General features: G+C 56.9%; 18 protein-coding genes. 14 read left to right on the forward strand and 4 right to left on the reverse strand.

Annotated elements, in window-relative coordinates; genetic code table 11:
- Position 1 precedes the first annotated feature (1 nt).
- On the forward strand, positions 2-1,228 hold the full coding sequence (argJ, locus tag Q1B46_RS18035; protein WP_299950174.1) for a bifunctional glutamate N-acetyltransferase/amino-acid acetyltransferase ArgJ: 1,227 nt from the start codon (positions 2-4) through the stop codon (positions 1,226-1,228).
- A complete protein-coding gene (gene mutT, locus Q1B46_RS18040) occupies positions 1,225-1,623 on the forward strand; it encodes an 8-oxo-dGTP diphosphatase MutT (RefSeq protein WP_299661389.1) in 399 nt (132 codons plus the stop codon). The genes argJ and mutT overlap by 4 nt, the downstream gene beginning before the upstream one ends.
- A gap of 60 nt (positions 1,624-1,683) precedes the next feature.
- Here mutT and Q1B46_RS18045 read toward each other — a convergent pair whose 3' ends face one another.
- Complete coding sequence (locus Q1B46_RS18045; RefSeq protein ID WP_299950176.1) at positions 1,684-2,625, reverse strand: sterol desaturase family protein; 942 nt, start codon at positions 2,623-2,625, stop codon at positions 1,684-1,686.
- Between the two features lie 649 nt (positions 2,626-3,274).
- Between Q1B46_RS18045 and Q1B46_RS18050 the strand changes: the two genes are divergently transcribed.
- From Q1B46_RS18050 to Q1B46_RS18095, 10 genes are all read left to right on the forward strand, one after another.
- Positions 3,275-5,218 (forward strand): AMP-binding protein, encoded by a 1,944-nt coding sequence (locus tag Q1B46_RS18050; protein ID WP_299950203.1) that lies wholly within the window; start codon positions 3,275-3,277, stop codon positions 5,216-5,218.
- A 78-nt stretch (positions 5,219-5,296) separates the two neighbouring features.
- Positions 5,297-6,115 carry an ABC transporter ATP-binding protein gene (locus Q1B46_RS18055; protein WP_299661394.1) on the forward strand — a complete coding sequence of 273 codons (819 nt, stop codon included), beginning with the start codon at positions 5,297-5,299 and terminating at the stop codon, positions 6,113-6,115.
- A 29-nt stretch (positions 6,116-6,144) separates the two neighbouring features.
- Positions 6,145-7,131, forward strand: a complete 987-nt coding sequence (locus Q1B46_RS18060) for a branched-chain amino acid ABC transporter permease (protein ID WP_299950179.1) — start codon at positions 6,145-6,147, stop codon at positions 7,129-7,131.
- Between the two features lie 2 nt (positions 7,132-7,133).
- Positions 7,134-7,391 (forward strand): hypothetical protein, encoded by a 258-nt coding sequence (locus Q1B46_RS18065; protein WP_299950181.1) that lies wholly within the window; start codon positions 7,134-7,136, stop codon positions 7,389-7,391.
- A gap of 3 nt (positions 7,392-7,394) precedes the next feature.
- A complete protein-coding gene (locus Q1B46_RS18070; RefSeq protein ID WP_299661403.1) occupies positions 7,395-8,471 on the forward strand; it encodes a branched-chain amino acid ABC transporter permease in 1,077 nt (358 codons plus the stop codon).
- Between the two features lie 74 nt (positions 8,472-8,545).
- A complete protein-coding gene (locus Q1B46_RS18075) occupies positions 8,546-9,829 on the forward strand; it encodes an ABC transporter substrate-binding protein (protein ID WP_299661406.1) in 1,284 nt (427 codons plus the stop codon).
- Positions 9,830-9,944: 115 nt separating this feature from the next.
- Positions 9,945-10,778, forward strand: a complete 834-nt coding sequence (locus tag Q1B46_RS18080; protein ID WP_299661409.1) for an ABC transporter ATP-binding protein — start codon at positions 9,945-9,947, stop codon at positions 10,776-10,778.
- A 19-nt stretch (positions 10,779-10,797) separates the two neighbouring features.
- A complete protein-coding gene (locus tag Q1B46_RS18085; protein WP_299950184.1) occupies positions 10,798-12,015 on the forward strand; it encodes a phenylacetate--CoA ligase family protein in 1,218 nt (405 codons plus the stop codon).
- A gap of 105 nt (positions 12,016-12,120) precedes the next feature.
- Complete coding sequence (locus Q1B46_RS18090; protein ID WP_299950186.1) at positions 12,121-13,785, forward strand: iron ABC transporter permease; 1,665 nt, start codon at positions 12,121-12,123, stop codon at positions 13,783-13,785.
- Between the two features lie 78 nt (positions 13,786-13,863).
- The gene (locus tag Q1B46_RS18095) at positions 13,864-14,214 is read left to right on the forward strand and encodes a DUF2794 domain-containing protein (RefSeq protein ID WP_299661418.1); all 351 of its coding nucleotides are present in this window, start codon (positions 13,864-13,866) and stop codon (positions 14,212-14,214) included.
- Here Q1B46_RS18095 and Q1B46_RS18100 read toward each other — a convergent pair.
- The 3 genes from Q1B46_RS18100 to Q1B46_RS18110 form a co-directional block, all read right to left on the reverse strand.
- The gene (locus Q1B46_RS18100; protein ID WP_299950188.1) at positions 14,211-14,948 is read right to left on the reverse strand and encodes an NlpC/P60 family protein; all 738 of its coding nucleotides are present in this window, start codon (positions 14,946-14,948) and stop codon (positions 14,211-14,213) included. The two genes, Q1B46_RS18095 and Q1B46_RS18100, sit on opposite strands and share 4 nt — an antisense overlap.
- Entirely contained in the window at positions 14,945-16,327 is a 1,383-nt protein-coding gene (locus tag Q1B46_RS18105; RefSeq protein WP_299950190.1) for a M17 family metallopeptidase, read from the reverse strand. The genes Q1B46_RS18100 and Q1B46_RS18105 overlap by 4 nt, the downstream gene beginning before the upstream one ends.
- 65 nt (positions 16,328-16,392) lie before the next feature.
- Positions 16,393-16,782: a hypothetical protein gene (locus Q1B46_RS18110; protein ID WP_299950204.1), complete on the reverse strand. Its 390-nt coding sequence runs from the start codon at positions 16,780-16,782 to the stop codon at positions 16,393-16,395.
- A gap of 143 nt (positions 16,783-16,925) precedes the next feature.
- On the opposite strand from Q1B46_RS18110, the gene Q1B46_RS18115 reads away from it, so the two are divergent.
- Together Q1B46_RS18115 and Q1B46_RS18120 are read left to right on the forward strand one after the other, a co-directional pair.
- Positions 16,926-17,576, forward strand: coding sequence for a carbonic anhydrase (locus tag Q1B46_RS18115; protein ID WP_299661427.1), 651 nt, complete (start codon positions 16,926-16,928; stop codon positions 17,574-17,576).
- 103 nt (positions 17,577-17,679) lie between these two features.
- Positions 17,680-18,216, forward strand: a complete 537-nt coding sequence (locus tag Q1B46_RS18120; protein WP_299950192.1) for an SRPBCC family protein — start codon at positions 17,680-17,682, stop codon at positions 18,214-18,216.
- Positions 18,217-18,421: the final 205 nt, after the last annotated feature.

Raw genomic sequence — 18,421 nt, forward strand, 5'->3', positions numbered from 1 at the left:
TGTGGCGACGATCACCAAGGTTTCACCACTGGCGCCGGCGGCGTTCCCCGATTTGCCCGCAATCGATGGCGTGCGTTTCGCCACTGTCGAGGCCGGGGTGCGCTATCAGGGGCGCACCGATGTGATGTTGGCAGTATTGGATCCGGGCACCTCAGTGGCCGGGGTCTTTACCCGCTCTGCTACCCGTGCGGCCCCCGTTCTGGACTGTCAGGACAAGATCGGCGGACCTTCTGACGGACCGGCGGCGATCCTTGTGAACTCGGGTAACGCCAACGCTTTTACGGGCCATTATGGTCAAACCTCGGTGGCCGAAGTGACACAAGCCGTCGCCAAAGCCACTGGCGTCTCGGTCGAACGTGTTTTTACCTCCTCGACGGGGGTAATTGGTGAACCGCTGCCCCATGACCGCATCGTGGCGCAGCTTGAGACCTTGAAATCCGGCCTCAGCCGCCACGCCATTGAAGACGCGGCGCGGGCGATTATGACCACGGACACCTTTCCTAAAGGTGCCTCTGCTCAGGTTGAGATTGACGGCAAAACAGTCTCTATTTCTGGGATTGCGAAAGGGTCCGGCATGATCGCACCAGATATGGCGACGATGCTGGTCTATGTCTTCACCGATGCGCAGGTCGACCAAACTGCGCTTCAGGCGATGTTGGGTGTGCAGACCGATCGTACGTTCAACTGCATTACCGTCGACAGTGACACCTCGACCTCGGATAGCCTGCTCTTGTGCGCGACCGGAGCTTCGGGTGTCGATGCCACAGGTAAAGCGGTGTTTGCCGAAGCCCTGGAAACGGTGATGCTGGACCTCGCGCAACAAGTGGTGCGCGACGGTGAAGGGGCCACGAAATTCGTAGAAATTCGTGTGACCGGAGCCGCCACCGATGCTGACGCCAAGACCCACGGGCTGGCCATCGCCAATTCTCCGCTGGTTAAAACAGCGATTGCGGGTGAAGACCCGAACTGGGGCCGCATCGTGATGGCCATTGGTAAATCCGGCGCGGCTGCGGACCGCGATCTGCTCAGCATCTCGTTCGGAGATATTTTGGTCGCTGAAAAAGGTTGGGTCAGCCCCGACTACCACGAGGAAGATGCAGCAACCTATATGAAAGGTCAGGATTTGGTGATCGCCGTTGATCTGGGTCTGGGTGACGGAAAATCCACCGTTTGGACCTGCGATTTGACCCACGGCTATATCGAAATAAATGCGGACTATCGTTCGTGAAGACCTTATTAGTGTCTGCTGTTGCCCTGATCGACATCGAGGGCCGGGTGCTGTTGGCCCAACGCCCCGAAGGTAAATCCATGGCTGGTCTTTGGGAATTCCCCGGCGGTAAGATCGAACCCGGTGAAACCCCCGAAGCCGCCCTGATCCGTGAATTGCACGAAGAGCTGGGCATTGACACCTGGGCCTCGTGCCTCGCCCCGCTGACCTTCGCCAGCCACAGCTATGATGATTTCCACCTGCTGATGCCGCTTTTTGCCTGCCGCAAATGGGAAGGTATTCCGCAGGCGAAAGAGGGTCAGGTCCTGAAATGGGTCCGCGCAAATGATCTGCGTAGCTATCCCATGCCAGCGGCCGACATACCGCTGATCCCGATCTTGAGGGATTGGCTATAGCTGCAGGAATCGCGCTGTTTTTTTAACTGGTTCTAAGGGCAGACCTGTTGTGCAAAATGCTCAGCCGCGCTGAAAAATGCGGGTCGCCTTGATCACCGGTTCGACGTAGACGCCGTACAGCGTCCGATAGTCTTTGGTTTCGTCCCCGATACCAAATTGCAGCTCTTCTCGGCCTTGCGGGACATATAGTGTTCCGCCCATTCTATCCCAGATCGCCAATCCGCCCCCCATATTCTTGTCCCAGTGTTTGGGGTCGCACGAATGATGAATCTGATGCATGGCCGGTGAGATCAGCCATTTCTCGAATTGCGGCCCGTAACTGACCCAAACCGGACTATGGCGCAAGACGCCGCCGATTAGGTTGGAGCCGAAGAAGATTACGTTTGCCCCACCAATTTGATAGGCGGTCAGGTGGCCTCCAAACAGGCCCAAAAAAACGCCATTCACAATCGCGGCTGCGCCGACTGCACCGAGCCCATAAAAAACGGCATCGAACGGGTGGTGCCGCTCGGCTGTCGCAAAATTCAGATGTTCTGCCGAGTGATGGATTTTGTGGAATTCCCACAGAAACGGAACTTTGTGTTGCAGATAGTGCATCCACCAACGCATGAAATCATTCACGATATAAAGCGTCACCGTCAGCGCCACGGCGACCCAAACCGACCCCCCCTCACTTTGAAGATCGGCACCCAAAGATCTGACGCCATCAGCGATCACCGGGGTCAGTCTCCAAATAGTGGTTATAATCCAATCGAGTGCAAACACAAAGATGATCGGATTGATTAGCAGGATCGCGTAGTCAATAAACGCTGAGCGGGATTGCCAAACTTCTTTCTGGAAGAAAACAGAATGAAACTTTCGGTCGTCGCCATTGATCCGATGGGCGAAGATTGCGATGACCATCCCGCATAACACGTACAACCAAAAGTGCCTCAGGTTTGCATTGTCAGCAAAGCCAAGGATTTTAGACAGGGCGACCTGAGCTATCTCTGAAAGATCCATTTTTGCCTGCCGAATTGAACCACTCGTTGTAGTTTGGATTACACATAAAATCGGCGGAAGTAAGGCGCTGTGGTTGACGACAAATTCGAAGCCGGGGATACACCCGGGTTTATGTTGCCCCGATTTCAAGAGCTTGAGTGACGAGTCGGAGCGATTGAGTGGCCGTTCTGGTTTGGAGGGGGCGAATTCTCATTGCTTAAGAGAATCACGATTACTTCGGGCGTCCTGCTTATCGGGTTGTTCCTTTATCTACCTTTCGAGCTTGCGGAATGCGATGCGATGACGAAGGAACATGGACCAGTTTTTTTCTGCTTACCGATAACCTTTGTTGCGATCCCAGTCCTAGTCACCGTCGTTTTGGTGTCGTTGGTTTGTTTGTTGTGGTCAAAAAGGGGAAAATAACGGTCAAATTTGTTCTTTGGATCGACTTGATACATTGTGTACAACCCGGAAGATAGCCTTCCAGCTCTTGTTACAATTCGTAAGAATTGAGAAAACATCAGGCAAAACTTGACGCTGATCCTCCGCCTGTCCCTAATCGGGGCATTGGCGTTCGGGCACCATCCCGGACCCGCCATTTCCGACCTCGGGGAGGGGTCGGGTGGGGAGGAGAGAAAGATTGGCTCAGACGCAGTCGGGCGCTGAAGGGATGCACTCTCTTCCGGCGCTGTTACACCGCAACGCGACGCAGCTCGGGGATGCTCCGGCGTACCGGGAAAAGGAATTCGGGATCTGGCAGTGCTGGACCTGGGCCGAAACGGCGCAGGAGATCCGCGCACTCGCCTTGGGTTTTCTGGAAATCGGGGTTGAGAGGGGCGACCACATCGCGGTGATCGGACGTAACCGTCCGGCGCATTATTGGTCGATGGTCGCGGCGCAGATGGTTGGCGCTGTTCCGGTGCCTCTCTATCAAGACGCCGTCGCCGAAGAGATGACCTATGTGATGGAGCATTGCGGCGCGAAATATGTCGTCTGTGGTGATCAGGAACAGGTTGATAAGGTCATCGAGATTCAGGAAAAAGTGCATCAGATCAAGCATATCCTGTATACAGACAAGCGCGGCATGCGGAAGTATGACCACTCCCAGATGAATGCTCTGGACGACATCAAGGCCGAGGGCAGTGCGGGTCATGCACGGTTTGATGCCGAACTGGATAAGCGCATCGCCGAGCTTACGTATGACGACACTTGTGTGATGCTGTACACCAGCGGAACAACAGGCAAGCCCAAGGGTGTGGTGCTGTCGAACCGCAATGTGATCGAAAGCGCCAAGAATTCGGCCGAGTTCGATCACCTGACCCAGAACGAAGATATCCTGTCTTATCTACCGATGGCCTGGGTCGGGGACTTCATCTTTTCCATTGGTCAGGCCTATTGGTGCGGCTTCTGCGTGAACTGCCCCGAAAGCGCCGACACAATGATGACCGACCTGCGCGAGATCGGGCCGACTTACTTTTTTGCCCCGCCCCGCGTGTTCGAGACTCAGCTGACCAATGTGATGATCCGGATGGAGGACGCGGGCAAGCTGAAGCAGCGCATGTTCCATCACTTCATGGCCCACGCCAAGAGGGTCGGCGGCCTGCTGCTGGATGGCAAGCCGGTCGGATTTGGCGACAAGTTGAAATATGCGCTGGGCAATCTGCTGGTTTATGGGCCGCTTAAGGATACGCTGGGCTATGGCCGGTTTCGTGTGGGCTATACGGCGGGTGAGGCGATCGGGCCGGAAATCTTTGATTTCTATCGTTCTTTGGGCATCAACCTGAAGCAACTTTATGGTCAGACCGAAGCAACCGTGTTCATCACTGTCCAGCCGGATGGCGAGGTACGTGCCGATACGGTTGGTGTACCTGCGCCGGATGTGGAACTGAAAATCGATGACAGTGGTGAGATCCACTATCGCTCGCCCGGGGTGTTCGTTGAATATTACAACAATCCGGATTCGACCGCTTCGACCAAGGATGCCGAGGGTTGGGTGGCTACCGGGGATGCAGGCTTTATCGAGGAAAGCTCGGGCCATCTGCGGATCATCGACCGCGCGAAGGATGTGGGCAAAATGGCTGACGGCTCGATGTTCGCGCCCAAATATGTCGAGAACAAGCTGAAATTCTATCCCGATATCCTAGAGGTCGTGCTGTTCGGCAATGGCAAGGATCGCTGTGTGGCCTTCATTAATATCGACCTGACGGCGGTGGGAAATTGGGCGGAGCGCAACAACGTGGCCTATGGGTCCTATCAGGAGCTAACCGCCAATCCGCAAGTGTTAGAGACGATAAAATCCCATGTGGAAGCGGTGAATAAATCCGTTGCCGCCGATGAAATGCTGTCTGGCTGTCAGGTGCATCGCTTTGTGGTGCTGCACAAAGAGCTGGACGCGGATGACGGCGAGATGACCCGCACGCGCAAGGTGCGCCGAGGGTTTGTCGAGGACAAGTTCCACGACATCATCGCGGCGCTTTATGACGGGTCCGAGAGCGTCTCGACCACGACCGAAGTCACCTATGAGGACGGTCGCAAGGGGTCGATTTCGGCGACGCTGAAGATTGTCGACGCGCCGGTTGTGCCGGTTGTACAGCATAAGGTGGCGGCGGAATGAGGGTCGTTCGAGCGCCGCTCGACCTGCGGTCATCGCCCCGCCCGCCGTCCCGTTTGTGCGCTAGTCAGGGAGTGACTGATGCTGGATAATTCCGAAGGTTACGTCACTGAAGACGGCCGCAAGATCGGCGGCGTGGTGATGGAGATGAAGAACATCACCCTGCGCTTTGGTGGTGTGGTGGCGATCAAGGATATTTCGTTCGACATCCGCGAGGGAGAGATCCGCGCGATCATCGGTCCGAACGGGGCAGGTAAGTCTTCGATGCTGAATGTCATCTCGGGCTTTTATGTCCCGCAGGAGGGTGAGGTCTGGTTTCATGGCTCGAAACGCCCGCTGATGCGGCCTTTTGAAGTGGCGCAGCAAGGCATCGCACGCACGTTTCAGAACATCGCCCTGTTCGAAGGAATGAGCGTTCTGGACAATGTCATGACTGGTCGACTGGGTTACATGAAGACCAACATCTTTCAGCAGGCGCTTTGGAAGGGTAAGGCCGAGACCGAAGAGACCGAAAACCGTGAGGCGGTCGAGAAGATCATCGATTTCCTTGAGATTCAGCACATCCGAAAGACGCCGGTGTCCCGCTTGCCTTACGGGTTGAAGAAACGCGTCGAACTGGCGCGTGCGCTGGCGGCAGAGCCCAAGCTGCTGTTGCTGGACGAACCAATGGCCGGGATGAACGTGGAAGAAAAAGAGGACATGAGCCGTTTTGTCCTCGACGTGAATGATGAGTTCGGCACCACCATCGCCCTGATCGAACATGACATGGGCGTGGTGATGGATCTGAGTGACCGGGTGGTCGTGATGGACTACGGCAAGAAGATCGGCGACGGCACACCCGACGAGGTGCGCAACAATCAAGAAGTGATCGACGCCTATTTGGGGGTCAGCCATGACTGAAGCGCGGGCTGAAATTTGGGGAGGCACCTATGCCTGAACAACTCGTATTTGCGATGGAGGTTATCCTCAACGGACTGATGGCTGGGGTGCTGTACGCGCTGGTCGCGCTGGGCTTTGTGTTGATCTACAAGGCGTCTGGAATTTTCAATTACGCCCAAGGAGTTATGGCGCTGTTTGCGGCGATGACGTTGGTCGGAATCATGAACGGACAGGTACCGTTTGCGCATCTGATCAATGCGACTTTTGGGACGCATGTGCATAATTTCGGCTGGAATGTACCGGCGCTGCTGGCGATCATTCTGACGATGGGGGTGATGGTCCTGCTGGCCTGGGCGGTGCAGCGGTTTGTCATGCGCCATCTGGTTGGGCAGGAACCGATCATCCTGTTCATGGCGACCATTGGTCTTGCCTATTTCCTTGAAGGCGTGGCCGACCTGATGTGGGGGTCCGAGATCAAGACGCTGAATGTTGGCCTGCCACAGGGCATCAACCTTTGGATTGACGAGACGACCTTTAACATCTTCGATTACGGTTTCTTCATCGACAATCTCGACATCGTAGCCACGATCATTGCGGCGCTGCTGGTGGCGGCTTTGGTGGCGTTCAGCCAGTACACCAAGCAGGGCCGTGCGATGCGTGCCGTGGCCGATGACCATCAGGCAGCGCTGTCGGTCGGCATCTCGCTGAACTTCATCTGGATCATGGTCTGGTCGGTCGCGGGCTTCGTCGCACTGGTCGCGGGCATCATGTGGGGCACCAAATCGGGCGTGCAGTTCTCACTCTCGCTGATCGCACTCAAGGCGTTGCCGGTTTTGATGCTGGGCGGGTTCACCTCGATCCCCGGTGCCATTGTTGGTGGTCTGATCATCGGAGTGGGTGAGAAATTGTTCGAGTTTGCCATCGGACCACTGGTTGGTGGCGCGACCGAGAACTGGTTTGCCTATGTGCTGGCGCTGATCTTTCTTGTGTTCCGGCCGCAAGGTCTGTTCGGCGAGAAGATCATCGAGAGGGTTTAGGCATGACCAAACTCATCGCCATCATCAACGTGATCGCGTGGGCGGGGTTCTGGGCCTTTGGTTATATCGCCCTGACATCAAGCGATCTGGCCCAAGGCCAACTTATGATTTCGATGCTTTTAGCCTTCGCCGGGCTGGTGATGGGCATTCTGGCTTACATGAAACTGGTGCGTGCCTCAGAGGCCACGGGATACGCCAAAGGGTCCAATCAACTGGATGCCTCAGCCCGCAACCGGGCGCAGGAAGAATGGGGAAAGTAAGACATGTTCTATCGTGAGGCCGGGGACTTCAAAACCTCCTACACAGCAGACAGCCAGACTTTCCCGATCAAGTTTGACCGGTATCGGTACTACGTTGTTTTGGCGGTGGCGTTTGGGATCATCCCTTTCATTATCAACGATTATTGGGCAAATGCCCTGCTGCTGCCCTTTCTGATTTACGCGATCGCGGCGATCGGGCTGAATATTCTGGTGGGCTATTGCGGGCAGGTTTCGCTGGGTACGGGCGGCTTCATGGCTGTAGGTGCTTATGCCTGCTATAAGCTGATGACGGCGTTCCCGGATGTCAGCATGTTCATTCATGTCCTGTTGGCCGGAGGCATCACTGCTATTGTCGGCGTTCTGTTCGGCTTGCCCTCTCTGCGGATCAAGGGGTTCTATCTGGCGGTGGCGACACTGGCGGCGCAATTCTTCCTCGTGTGGCTGTTTAACCGGGTGCCATGGTTCTATAACTATTCGGCCTCGGGGCAGATCAATGCGCCTGAACGGGATGTATTCGGCATCATTATCACCGGGCCAAATGCCCCGGCCTGGGCGACCTATCTGTTCTGTCTGATCTTCGTGACCTTTTGCGCAATCATCGCGCGTAATTTGACGCGCGGCACCACAGGCCGGACTTGGATGGCGATCCGCGACATGGATATCGCGGCCGAGATCATTGGGGTGAACCCTCTCAAGGCCAAGCTTACCGCTTTTGCCGTCAGCTCGTTCTTTGTGGGCATCGCGGGTGCGCTGTTCTTCGCCGTCTATCTCGGCGCGGTTGAGGTTGGCGAAGTCTTTGGAATCCAGAAGTCGTTCCTGGTTCTGTTCATGGTCATAATTGGCGGATTAGGGTCTATTTTCGGGTCCTTCGCGGGTGCGGCCTTCCTTGTGCTGCTGCCGGTTGTCCTAAAAGTGGTGGGCGTCGATGTACTGGGCTGGCCTACGGATATCGTCGCGCATCTCAACTTGGTGATCGTAGGTGCGCTGATCATCATGTTCCTGATCCTCGAACCGCACGGTTTGGCGCAACTTTGGCGCGTCGCGAAAGAGAAACTAAGACTTTGGCCATTCCCGCACTAAGGGGCAGGCCCAATCAAAAGACGGGTGCGAAACCCGAAGACCAACATCGGATCAATAAAGGGAGGAAACACCCGATGAAAACTAAACTGGCAACCCTGGCGCTGGGCGCGCTGATGGCCGCAGGACCCGCATTGGCGGATCTTGTGATCCCGTCGCTCAGCTATCGTACCGGCCCGTACGCCGCAGGCGGAATCCCGTTCGCAGACGGCTATGCCGACTATTTCACACTGCTCAACGAACGTGACGGCGGTATTGGCGATGTGCCCGTCAACCTGATCGAATGTGAGACCGGCTATAACACCGAAAAAGGTGTGGAATGCTATGAATCAACCAAAGGCGAAGGCGCGCTGATTTATCAGCCCCTTTCAACTGGTATCACATATCAGCTGATCCCCAAGGTAACTGCGGATGACATCCCGCTGCATACTATGGGTTATGGCCGCACCTCGGCTCGCAACGGCAAGGTGTTCAGCCACGTATTCAACTATCCTGCTAACTACTGGGATGGTGCCTCGGGCGCAGTGAATTATCTGCTGGACGAGAACGGCGGTGATCTGAACGGCAAGAAGATCGCTCTGGTCTACCACAACTCGGCCTATGGCAAGGAACCGATCCGCACATTGGAAGAGTTGTCGAAAAAGCACGGATTCGAGCTGTCGCTGCTGCCGGTCGACCATCCAGGTCAGGAGCAGAAATCTCAATGGCTGCAAATCCGCCGGGAAAAGCCGGATTATGTCCTGATGTGGGGCTGGGGCGTGATGAACCAGGTCGCCATTCAGGAAGCTGCGAACATCCGCTTCCCCATGGAGAACTTCATCGGCGTCTGGTGGTCGGGTGCACAGCATGACGTGCTGCCTGCTGGCGATAAGGCTAACGGATACAAGGCCGTAACTTTCCATGCTGTTGGCGATGACTTCCCTGTCTTCGAAGATATCAAGACACATGTTGTCGATACGGGCAAAGCTGCGGGTGCAGGCGATCAGATCGGTACCGTGCTGTATAACCGCGGTCTCTATTCCGCGATGCTTGCCGCCGAAGCAATTAAGGATGCACAGGCAGCCAACGGAACCGGTGATATCACACCTGGCATGCTGCGCGATGCAATGGAGCAGCTCAACATCTCTGAAGAGCGTATGGCCGCTCTGGGCATGCCGAACTTTGGTCCGACCTTCCAGGTATCGTGCGACAACCACGGTGGCCCGGGCCTGGTCGGAGTGTCCCAGTGGGATGCTGGGACCAAAACATGGAACCTGATTTCCGACTTCAAACCCACTGATGGCGAAGTCATCGGTGCTCTGGTTGAAGAGGATTCCAGCGCCTATGCAGCAGAAAACAACGTTGAGCCACGCTGCAACTAAGACAGATCAACGCGCCCCGACAGCATCGGGGCGCGCCAACTGAACTCTGGGGCGGCGGCCTACCGCCGCTCTGATCCAACGGTCCCCAAGGGGACAGGCATGAGGACACGCGCTGATGCTGGATGCGGCACAAACCACTGATGTACAGGCAGACACCCTGCTTGAGGTCAACAATATCGAGGTGATCTACAATCACGTGATCCTCGTGCTGAAAGGCGTCAGCCTGACCGTGCCCAAAGGCGGCATCACGGCCCTGCTGGGCGGCAATGGCGCAGGCAAGACGACGACGCTTAAGGCGGTATCGAACCTGCTGCATTCGGAACGGGGCGAAGTCACGAAGGGCTCGATCAAGTATCGCGGTGAAAGCGTGCATGAAAGCGATCCGGCGGTTCTGGTGGAAAAAGGCGTGATCCAGGTGATGGAGGGCCGCCACTGTTTTGAACATCTCACGGTCGAAGAAAACCTGCTGACTGGTGCCTATACCCGCAAGGACGGCAAAGCCGCTATCCAGAAGGATCTGGACCTGGTTTATACTTATTTCCCGCGCCTCAAAGAGCGGCGCCGCTCTCAGGCGGGCTATACGTCTGGGGGCGAACAACAGATGGTTGCGATGGGGCGCGCATTGATGTCGCGGCCTGAAACCATCTTGCTGGATGAACCTTCGATGGGTCTTGCCCCACAGCTGGTCGAAGAGATTTTCGGCATCGTGAAGGACCTGAATGAGAAAGAAGGCGTCTCGTTTCTATTGGCCGAGCAGAACACAAATGTGGCTCTAAGGTTCGCGCATTACGGCTATATTCTGGAATCCGGTCGTGTCGTGATGGATGGCCCCGCCGCCGAGCTGCGCGAGAATCCAGACGTTAAGGAATTTTACCTCGGCATGTCGGACGATGGCCGGAAAAGCTTTCGCGACGTACGCTCATACCGCCGCCGCAAGAGATGGTTGTAAGCGGGTGGAGGATATTTAGATGACCTATTTCGACAAGCTTGAAACCCGATCCTCCGATGAGCGCGCCGCAGATCACGCACGCGCTTTGCCCGAGCAAATTGCCCGGGCACAATCTGCGCCGGGTTATGCCGACATTTTGTTGGGCGTTCAGGCCGACATAGTGACCGATCCACAAGCTTTGGCCAAACTGCCGGTATTGCGAAAATCCGATCTGACACAGGCACAAGGCACGCGTCCGCCGTTTGGTGGCTTTACGGTCAAACCCGCGCGTCATTTCCAGCATGTGTTTCAGTCGCCGGGCCCGATCTATGAACCCGGCAGCACCGACCATGACTGGTGGCGGATGGGGCGTTTCCTGAATGCTGCTGGCGTGGGCCGGGGGGATATCGTCCAAAACTGTTTCGGTTATCATCTGACCCCTGCAGGCATGATCTTTGAAAGTGGGGCACAGGCTGTTGGCGCCTCTGTTCTGCCCGCCGGAACCGGCCAGACCGAACTACAGGTGACTGCTGCGCGTGATGTAGGCTGTACCGCCTACGCGGGTACGCCCGATTACCTTAAGATCATTCTGGACAAGGCGGATGAGATGGGCGTGGCCCTGAAGTTCTCAAAAGCGGCCGTGGGTGGCGGTGCGCTCTTTCCGTCACTGCGTCAGGAATATGCGGATCGAGGTATTTCGTGCCTCCAATGCTATGCAACTGCGGATTTGGGCAACATCGCCTATGAAAGCCCCGCGATGGAGGGGATGATCATTGATGAACATGTTATCGTCGAAATCGTTACCCCCGGCACCGGCACGCCCGTCGCTCCGGGTGATGTGGGTGAGGTCGTCGTGACCACCCTCAACCCTGATTATCCGCTGATCCGGTTTGCCACTGGTGATCTCTCGGCCATTATGCCGGGCGAATCCCCCTGTGGGCGGACCAATATGCGCATCAAGGGTTGGATGGGCCGTGCCGATCAAACCACCAAGATCAAGGGCATGTTCGTGCGGCCCGAGCAGGTGGCCGCGTTGGTTGAAAAACATGATGAGATCGTCAAGGCGCGTGTCATTGCAGCGCGTCAAGGCGAGTTGGACACCATGACCGTTCAGATTGAAAGCCCCTGCAAGAATGATGGCGCATACGCCAAATCGGTGGTCGAGGTCCTGAAGCTCAAGGGCGCGATCGAGGTTGTAGCGCCGGGAACGTTGCCCAAGGACGGGCTGGTGATTGAGGATCAGCGCGTCTACGAATAGCGCTCTGCGGCAGTATGTACGGCAAAATTGTTGGTTACCGCACTGGTGTTTCCGAGCGTTTTCGTCGATTAAAGACTGAACTTTCGGAATAGTCAGTCACGCATCATGGCCGAAATCGAGTACGCAGAACATGGTACACGCAATCGCGGCGCGCTGGGCACGCGATTGGTGGGGCTGATTTCCTATGTCGTGGCTGCTGCCTGCCTGTTACCCATGCTGGCAGTGGTTCTGGCGGCAGTGACAGGCGGAACCGACACCGTTTCCCACTTATTAGAGACTGTATTGCCCGGATATGCGTTGACCACGATCATCCTCGTGGCGCTGGTTGCGGCGGGAACATTCGCGATCGGGGTTGGTGCCGCATGGCTGGTGACGATGACGCGCTTTCCGGGCGTACGCTTTCTGGAGATCGCCCTGGTGCTACCGCTGGCCTTCCCGGCCTACGTGTTGGCCTATGCCTATACCTTCATCCTTGATCACCCTGGAATCGTGCAATCCACATTGCGCGACGTTACGGGTTGGGGACCACGCGATTACTGGTTCCCCGAGATCCGCTCGACTGAGGGCGCGGCGGTGATGTTGATCCTGGTCCTCTATCCTTATGTTTACTTATTGGCGCGCGCCGCGTTTCTGCAGCAAAGCGCCACGGCTTTTCTGGCCGCCCGTGCGTTGGGCAATGGTCCATGGCATGCCTTTTGGCGCGTGTCGCTGCCTATGGCACGCCCGGCGATTGCAGGCGGTGTATTGTTGGCTGTGATGGAGACCATCGCCGATTTTGGCACTGTCGCCTATTTCGGGGTTCAGACCTTTGCGACGGGTATCTATACAAGCTGGTTTTCCATGGCCGACCGTGCTGCTGCCGCTCAGCTCGCCTTGTGTCTTCTGGGGTTTGCCCTTGTCATGGCTATGGCCGAGCGGACACAGCGCGGCCGGGCCAAATACTATCAGACCGGCAAGCAACACGCGGCGCAGCCTGCGGCAGATCTGAAGGGCGCAAAGGCTTTTGCGGCTTTCCTGCTTTGTGCCATACCGGTCCTGTTCGGGTTTCTGCTACCTGTCCTGATCCTTGTGCAGATGGGGATGGATTCTGAACAGAACCTGTTTTCGCGTCGATATGTCGGGTTCATCCAGAACTCGCTTACATTGGCCGGAACCGCAGCCGTAGTCACGGTCTGCGCGGCCATCTCTGTCGGGTTCTATCAACGTCTCAGGCCCGGGCGCGGGTCAGCCACAGCGGCCTATCTGGCGCGGCTGGGCTATGCGGTTCCGGGTGGCGTGATTGCGGTTGGGCTTATCGTTCCCTTTGCCGGAATCGACAACGCACTGGACGCGTGGATGCGAAAAACTTTCGACATCTCAACGGGTTTGCTGGTCACCGGTTCGATCTGGCTGCTGGTTGCGGCTTATATGGTGCGATTCCTCGCTGCTGCGCTTAGCGCATATGAAGGTGGCCAGAGCACCGTGCATTCAAACATGGATGCCGCTGCGCGGTCACTTGGGCAAACGCCGCTGGGCACCTTGCGCCGGGTACATCTGCCGATCTTGACGCCTTCGTTGCTGACGGCGCTGCTGATCGTTTTTGTCGATGTGATGAAAGAATTGCCCGCGACGCTGATCATGCGGCCCTTCAACTTCGACACTTTGGCGGTGCAGGCCTACCGGCTGGCCTCGGACGAACGGCTTGAAGGCGCGGCCGTCCCGTCGCTGGTTATTCTCGCCGTGGGTCTGTTGCCCGTGATCCTGATTTGTCGCCAAGTTGGGCGCAGGTAGCACACGGGCGATCCCAAAATACAACATCCTGTTGTCGCCGGGCTTGATTCAACGGCGATTTCCGGCAAGGTTTGTCATATGAACATGCAGCCTCCCAGCCGGTTCGGGTCCGGCTCTGCCCAGATGCCGGTCGCATTTGACCGGCGCGAGATGTCTCAAATCCTGTCTGTCTATGGCCGAATGGTCGCTGCCGGCGAATGGCGCGATTACGGAATTTCCAATTTGCGCGAGACAGCAGTGTTTTCAATCTTTCGGCGAACTGCCGAACACCCCATCTACCGGGTCGAAAAACACCCCCGTCAGCGTTTGCGACAAGGGATGTATTCGGTGGTAGGGATGGATGGGCGCATTCTGAAACGCGGGCACGATCTTCGCGCTGTCCTCAGGGTGCTGGAGCGCAAGCTGATCCGGGCGGTTGACCTGGATTAGAGCCGTTTATGCGCTGTAACGGGTCCATCCCCTTGCGCGGCGATGCGGGCAATCGCCAGATCCATGGGCTCTAGCGCGACGGCCATGTGATAGGCATTGGCGTGCAGCAACAGGTTATCGGCGGCAACCCAGGCAACGTGGCCTTTCCAGAACAGCAGGTCGCCGCGTTTTTCAGCCTCACCTTCAGGCAGAAGCTCGCCAATTTCACGCTCTTGATCGCCACTGTCACCGGGACAGGGGATGCCACAAGCCAACAATGCAGCCTGTACCAGGCCTGAACAATCCAGCCCGAACCGGCTGTTGCCCCCCCACAGGTAAGGCGTGCCGAGGAACAGCTCGGCCGCAGCAACGGGATCGGTCAGCTGAGAATAGGCAGGCACCGCATGGGCTGCCGGAATGAACCCCAGCGCCGTTTCCAGAAACCCGTCCTGTTCCGACAAGGCCCTGATCTTGCTGCCGAAGCTGAGCGAAGTCAGATCACGGCTTTTTATATCTGGCTGTTCGTACACATGGGTCGAGGCCGCGATGATCCAGTGGGTCTGCGGTTCAATCGGGCCTAAATGCCCGGCTTCGACCCACCCCTGATAACCATCCTTGTTGGCGGTGATCTTGCTCCACCCGTCCTGTTCTTCCGATACGGTCACAATGTCGCCGAACAGACATTGCCGATCGCGCGGTCCATCGGGGGTGCGCAACAGATTGATGACCGGATGAACGATACGCGCCTGAGTCATAGGTCAAGCATCTCTGGCAGCGCCGAAAGAATGGCACGAGGGCCTTGGCCCAACCCGCCTTTGCTGCGACCGGGTTCTTTGCTGCGTTGCCAGGAATATATATCGAAATGCATATAGCGACTTTCGGCTGCAAACCGGCGCAGAAACAGCGCTGCAGTGATTGAGCCCGCGAATCCACCGGATGGGGCGTTGTCGAGGTCGGCGATGCCGGGTTCGATCATGGCCTCATAGGGTTCATGAAACGGCATGCGCCACACTGGATCGGCAGCAGCCTGGCCTGCGCGCGCCAGCGCCTCTGCATCTTTGGTGTCATCGGTATAGAACGGTGCCAGATCGGGGCCCAATGCGACCCTTGCCGCGCCGGTTAACGTGGCCATCGAAATCAGCAGATCGGGCGCTTCTTCCTGCGCCAGCGCCAGCACATCAGCCAGCACCAGCCGCCCTTCAGCATCGGTATTATTGATCTCAACCGTCAAACCGTTGCGGGCCGTCAGGATGTCGCCGGGACGGAAGGCATTGCCTGCAACTGCGTTCTCCACCGCCGGTATCAGCACGCGTAACTGTACCGTCAGACCCAACGCCATGATCATCCGGGCCAGACCCAGCACATTGGCCGCCCCGCCCATGTCCTTTTTCATCAACGCCATCGACGCACCGGGCTTCAGGTTCAAACCACCGGTATCGAAACAAACCCCTTTGCCGACCAAGGTCAGTTTCGGGCCGCTATCGCCCCAGTTCATGTCAAGCAGCCGAGGCGCCTGGTCTGCCGCGCGCCCGACCGCATGGATCATCGGAAAATCCTGATCCAACAGCGCATCACCACTGACGACCGAAAAGTCTGCACCGAATTCCTGCGCCAGTGCTTCCGCTGCCTGCTGCAACTGCGCTGGACCCATATCCGAGGCTGGCGTGTTGACGAGATCCCGAATCAAAGCCTCGGCATTGGCCATGATCTCGACCCGCTTGGCGTCCACGCCCTTGGGTGCAATCAGCGCGGCGCCCGTCGCACTTTGCGGGGCATATCGATCAAATGCGTATCCAGTCATCAGCCAGCCAAAGCATTCGGCCTCAATCACCTCGGCTGGAACGCCCGAGGCAATGCGATAGGTCCCTTTGGGCAGGGATTCCGCTGCCGCAGCCAATGGAAACCGCTTGCGTGCTCGTTTCGCGGCATTGCCATATCCCGCCAGGGCAAATTCGGGCGTGCCATTCGGGCCGGGTATCAAAAGGGTTTGACCCAGTGCTGCAGAAAAACCATCGGTTGAAACCCAGGCGCGCACATGATCCGGCTGGTTTTCCAACCAGCCCTCCAGCTCGGATTGCTCCAGAACATGCAGCGGTAGCGATGGGTCAGAGGCAGGGGCAAAGGACAGGGTCATAGGGGCCTCGGTTGGTTAAACTTATGCCCAGATTATCTGTCTGCGACGCACCCGCAACCCCCCCCTCAGACTGATAAATCCTGTTGGTCCCAAACGGCGGTAAGCGAACGCTCACCGACCCGGATCAGGCGGTTCAGCGTCGCACCGGTTGCCACCGCATCGCCGCTATCAACTGCATGCGCCACATCGCCCGCAACACAGGCCAGCGCCGTCATACCAATTTGTTCGGATATGGCGACCAGTGATCTGGCGCATTTGCGTAGTTCCGCCCAGTCGCGTTGCCGCCAGAATCTTTCACAATTTGACAAACGCAGCGCCAGCTCTTCGACCGTTCGGCACAGCACGTCCATTGCATTGGTGTCGCCAAGCTGATGATACAGGCTGCTCAGGCGGTCCGGGTCCAGGCGCACGGATTCTTTCTGTTCAAGCGTGATAATCTTATCCACCACATTCACCCCAATTGATATGCCCCCACGGCACATTGCCACACTGCCCCGAAATACCTTTGCAATTCCTTGCGGAGCAGCGGGATAATGTCTCGAATTTTGTGCGAATTCGGGTTACAGAGCGAGCCAGTCGAAAATACAGGGGCATCAGAATGAACTTTGCCAAACCTTTGCCGAACTATCTGGTGAAACGGTACCATGGCTGGAAGGCGACGACCTATTCCGAGAATCAGGTCTGGTACAGGCGTCTGGCGACCGAGGGCCAGCGCCCGCGCGCGATGGTCATTTCATGCTGTGACAGCCGGGTGCATGTAACCTCGATCTTCGGTGCCGATCAGGGTGAGTTTTTCATTCACCGCAATATCGCCAATCTGGTGCCGCCCTACGCGCCGGACGGTGATCACCACGGCACCAGTGCGGCCATCGAATATGCTGTGACAGCGCTGAAAGTCGCCCATCTGATCGTTTTGGGCCATTCCCAATGCGGCGGCGTGCAGGGCTGTATCGACATGTGCAAAGGGCAAGCCCCGCAGCTTGAAGCGAAAGAGAGCTTTGTTGGCCGCTGGATGGACATCCTCAAGCCGAAATATGAACTGGTCGCCGATGTCGAAGACAGTATCGAACAAGCCCGGCAATTTGAACGTCAGGCCGTGGTTGCCTCGTTGGAAAATCTGATGACATTCCCGTTTGTGTCATCGGCCGTCGAAGAAGGTTCACTCAGCCTGCATGGGCTTTGGACCGATATCGGTGAAGGCGGGTTGCAATGTTATGAACCGCAGGAAAAGAAATTCGTCGTGGTTTGAACACGCGGAGGCAATCATCGAACGAACGGCGCGGATCAGCTCTCTGATTCTGCGCCGTTTTTTGGTATGATCCCGGTGTTGTCACTGGATTCGGATCAAACCCATGAGATTGATTAAACGTATTCTCGTCACCTTGATTGTGATCATTTTGGCACTTGTCGGTGTGTCCTATCTGTTGCCCAGCAAGGCCGAAGTGTCGCGCAGCATAACCATCGACGCCCCGGCTGCTGCGATTTTTCCTTACGTGAACTCGATGCAGGAGACCGAGAAATGGTCACCCTGGCTGTCGCGCGACCCTGAAACCAAGCTGAGCTATAGTGGACCCGCGTCCGGTGTTGGCAACACGTTGAACTGGAGCTCGGAACATCCTCAGGTCGGCACCGGCTCGCAGGAAATTGTCGAGAGTGTTGAGAACCAACAGGTAGACACAGCGCTGGATTTTGGCCCGATGGGCACCGCCGACGCCTCATTCGTTTTACAGCCCGAGGGATCAGGAACACAGGTCACATGGGGCTTTGTATCCGAACTGGGTATGAACCCCATGTCCCGCTGGATGGGGCTGATGATGGACAACTGGGTCGGCGGCGACTATGAGCGCGGGCTCGAGAACCTCAAGGCGCTGGTTGAAGGGCAGGGGTGAAAAAGCAGATTTCGGGTATCTTTCCGATGTCTGCTTAGAGCCCAAAGTGTATGGCTCCACTCGACCCTTTTTTGCTCCTTGCAACAGTCTATGATACGGTCTTTTGCATGCTCGATGTCCGAAAGCTCTTCTATCTGACAATCGCGTGCCTATTGGTCTGCGGTTTTGGAACGAGCGCGCTCTCGGTCGAGGACTTGCCGGATTG

Source organism: uncultured Ruegeria sp. (assembly GCF_947500045.1).
Classification (GTDB): domain Bacteria; phylum Pseudomonadota; class Alphaproteobacteria; order Rhodobacterales; family Rhodobacteraceae; genus Ruegeria.